This is a genomic window from Rhizorhabdus sp. (genome assembly GCF_018006725.1).
Taxonomy (GTDB): Bacteria; Pseudomonadota; Alphaproteobacteria; order Sphingomonadales; family Sphingomonadaceae; genus Rhizorhabdus.
The window spans coordinates 1-3,577 of the sequence record NZ_JAGMXV010000375.1 but is presented as its reverse complement, the minus strand read 5'-3'; the positions used below and the strand labels follow the sequence as shown (position 1 = coordinate 3,577).

General features: G+C 63.9%; 4 protein-coding genes. All 4 read right to left on the bottom strand.

What is annotated here, in order from left to right; all coding sequences use genetic code 11:
- Nucleotides 1-8: 8 nt before the first annotated feature.
- Nucleotides 9-1,421: a dihydrolipoyl dehydrogenase gene (lpdA, locus tag KAY22_RS26295; RefSeq protein ID WP_296626038.1), complete on the bottom strand. Its 1,413-nt coding sequence runs from the start codon at nt 1,419-1,421 to the stop codon at nt 9-11.
- Between the two features lie 10 nt (nt 1,422-1,431).
- Nucleotides 1,432-1,860 (bottom strand): nuclear transport factor 2 family protein, encoded by a 429-nt coding sequence (locus KAY22_RS26290; RefSeq protein ID WP_296626037.1) that lies wholly within the window; start codon nt 1,858-1,860, stop codon nt 1,432-1,434.
- A 4-nt stretch (nt 1,861-1,864) separates the two neighbouring features.
- Nucleotides 1,865-3,184 carry an aromatic ring-hydroxylating dioxygenase subunit alpha gene (locus KAY22_RS26285; protein ID WP_296626036.1) on the bottom strand — a complete coding sequence of 440 codons (1,320 nt, stop codon included), beginning with the start codon at nt 3,182-3,184 and terminating at the stop codon, nt 1,865-1,867.
- A 161-nt stretch (nt 3,185-3,345) separates the two neighbouring features.
- Nucleotides 3,346-3,577 (bottom strand): cytochrome P450 (locus tag KAY22_RS26280; protein WP_296626035.1); only part of this gene is annotated, 232 nt, incomplete at its 5' end.

The following is a 3,577-nucleotide window of genomic DNA, read 5'->3' as shown; positions in this document are numbered from 1 at the left end:
GATCAGCCTCAGATGTGGAGCGCGCGCCCATAAGCGGCAAGGACGCTTTCGTGCATCGCTTCGCTGATGGTCGGATGCGGGAAGACCGTGTTGATCAGCTCCGCCTCGGTCGTCTCGAGCGTCTTGCCCACGACATAGCCCTGGATCATCTCGGTCACCTCGGCCCCGACCATGTGCGCGCCGAGCAGTTCGCCCGTCTTCGCGTCGAACACCGTCTTCACGAAGCCCTCGGACTCACCCAGCGCGATCGCCTTGCCATTGCCCACGAAGGGGAAGGTCCCGACCTTCACCTCATAGCCCGCCTCGACCGCCTTCGCTTCGGTCAGCCCCACGCTCGCCACCTGCGGGTGGCAATAGGTGCAGCCCGGAATATTCGCCTTGTCCATCGCATGCGGGTGGACATCCTTGTTGCCCAGCGCCTGCGCGATCGCCTCGGCTGCTATCACGCCCTCATGGCTCGCCTTGTGCGCCAGCCACGGGCCCGGCGTCACGTCGCCGATCGCCCAGATGCCCGGGACATTGGTCCGGCACAGCCCGTCGATCGCGATGATCCCGCGCTCCGCCTTCACGCCCACCGCCTCCAGGCCGATAGTCTCGGTGTTGGGAACGATGCCGACCGCCACGATTACATGGCTGAACTCGGCTTCCGAGACCTTGCCGTCCTTCGCCTTCAGCTTCGCCTTCACCCCCGAGCCCGTCACGTCGAGCGCCTCGACCCCCGCCCCGGTCATGATCGTCATGCCCTGCTTCTTCAGCGCCTTCTCGAGGAAGGCCGATACGTCGGCGTCCTCGACCGGCACGATCCGGTCCATCATCTCGACGACCGTCACCTCGGCGCCCATGTCGTTGTAGAAGCTGGCGAACTCGATCCCGATCGCGCCAGACCCGATCACCAGCAGCCGCTCGGGCATCTCGGTCGGCGTCATCGCATGGCGATAGGTCCACACCCGCTTGCCGTCCGCCTTGGCGAAAGGCAGGTCGCGCGCCCGCGCACCGGTCGCGACGATGATGTGCTTGGCCGACAGCTCGACCTCGCCCTTGTCGCTCTTCACCGCGAGCTTGCCCGGCGCCACCAGACGGCCCTCGCCCATGTGCACAGCGATCTTGTTCTTCTTCATCAGGTGCGTGACGCCCTGGTTCAGCTGCTTGGCGACCCCGCGCGAGCGCGCCACCACCGCCGACAGGTCCGCCGAAACCCCCATTGCCTCCAGCCCGAAGCTCTTGGCATGCTTCATATGGTGGAAGATCTCCGCCGAGCGCAGCAGCGCCTTCGTCGGAATGCACCCCCAGTTCAGGCAGATCCCGCCCAGAAGCTCCCGCTCCACGATCGCGACCTTCAGCCCCAGCTGCGACGCCCGGATCGCCGCCACATAGCCCCCAGGACCAGATCCGAGAACGATCAGGTCATATGCGTCTGCCATGGAAATTGCCTCAGCTGGCTGGGGGAAGAAGAAGGCGGATGGAGAGCCCAGAAATCTTCCATCCGGCGTCGTCGAGCGCGAAGGCGAAGCGATAACAGGCCTTCACGTCGATCATTGACCCGTCGACATTGCGGGCGAAAGCATGGACATAGCCTTCCGCCTCCGCCGAGGGCCCGTCGAAGGCGAGCACGGCAAAGTTGCTCACATAATGTGCGGCGTGCGTCATCGTCGGGAAGGCGGCTTCGAAGAAGCCTCGAATACCCTCATGGCCTGCGAACTCGCCCATGCCGATCCCGGAAAGGTCATAGACCGCATCCGGGGTAAACAGATCGAGCACGCCATCGACGTCGCCTATGCGGTCGACCGCCCTGCAATAGGCAATCGCGACCGCTTCGAGCGCGCCCCGCTCCTCTACGGAGCAGGCTGTCAGAGCGGCCACCCGATCAGTCCTTCATCACATAATCGTTGAGTAGCTCATGGAAGCGCTGGACTCGCTTTTCCTGGTTCGGAAGCAGACAGCCCTTGAACCCGCGCGAGTTCAGCCCCTGCTGCTGTGTCGTGCCGATCGACAGGTCCTGATCGGCGACATAGCCGACCGAGACGCCGTCGCCATAGACGCTGTGCCGCGCGATGGCATCATGCTGCAGCGGCGCGGTGCCGACCGGAGTCTCGACCTCCTTCATGCCGGGAACCGGCGGATAGAGGCACCAATGCTGGAACACGCATTTTTCCGGATCGGTCGGGTGCGGTTCGGTGCGCAGGATCTGACACTGTTCGGGCGACATGGTGATCGTCAGATTGGGGAACAGCGTGCAGTGGAAATAGTCGACCAGCTGCTGGTCGGACATGTCCGCATAATTGGTATAACCACGCTCGGCGCCCAGTTTGCGCTTGGCCTCGATCACCGCCTGACGGATCTCCGAGGTGCGGCCCTTATAGTCCGCCGGATCGATACCCCAGGCCTGCGCCACCGCGTCGAGCGGGGTCGGCACCTCGCCCGAGGCATAATCCTTGCGCGTTGTCGCCTGATGGCCTTTCATCCACATCGAATTGTGGCCCGAGGGGTACATCTCGAACAGCGTGTCGGGCAGGCCGTCATTGATGAAAGTCGCAAGTTCCGGATGGATCGTCGGGAGGTGATAGCTCTCGTTGAAATTGTCGCGGACGATCTTCCAGTTGAACTCGCAATCGGCCGAGACATTGAGCACGCGGATCCAGTTCTCCAGGCCGTAGCCGGCGAGCCGTCCCGGGAACGGGGCGAGCCATTCGTGCAACGGAGCAACGTCATCGTCCATGCACCAGAAGACGAACGGACCCCAGGTGTCGCAGCGCAGCTCGGTCAGCTTGGTCTTGCCGCAGGGATTGCCCTGCGGAAAATCGTCCGGGTCCTGCACGCTGACGAGGGTGCCGTCGGGATCGAACTGCCAGCCATGATAGCCGCAGGTGATCCGCGGCGCGCTGGCGACGTCACCCAGGATGAGGCGGTTACCGCGGTGCGGGCAGCTGTTGTAGAACGCCTTGATCGACCCGTCTTCCTGACGGACCATGATCACCGATTCCTTGGCGAAATTGTGCCGGATCACGTCGCCCGGCTCTTCCAGATCGGCGAGAACCCCGCCCAGATGCCAGACCTTGGGCCAGAGATTCTTCATCTCCCGGTCCATCCAGTCCTTTGAGATATAGCGGTCGGCGGTGATCGTGTCGCCGCGCACGGGCGGATCGAACTCTTTCGAGTAGCGCGACATCATCTGTTCGGCGGTCATTCCAGCATCCTTCAAATCATGGAGCGAGAGCCGGTCGCCCGGTCTGCGCGTGATTCTCCTCCACGACCGGACCTGCATGGCGATGCGGTACGGCCTCTATCCACAGACCAAGCTAGGGATGCCCCCCCGTCCCTGCCACTCGCCATTTGCACAGGCCCGCTTCACCATTCGAGGACGACCCGGTTGATCTGACCGACGATGCCTGCCGAACAGCGCGGATCGGCATCATCGGCCAGCCGGAACTCGGGAATCCGCCGCAGCCATTCGGCGATGGTGATCGCAACCTCCGCCCGGGCCAGCTCCTGCCCCGGGCACATATGCGGCCCGCTCCCGAAGGCGGAATGGCGACAGCCCTTGCGGGCCACGTCGACCTTGAGCGAGTCGGCGTTGACC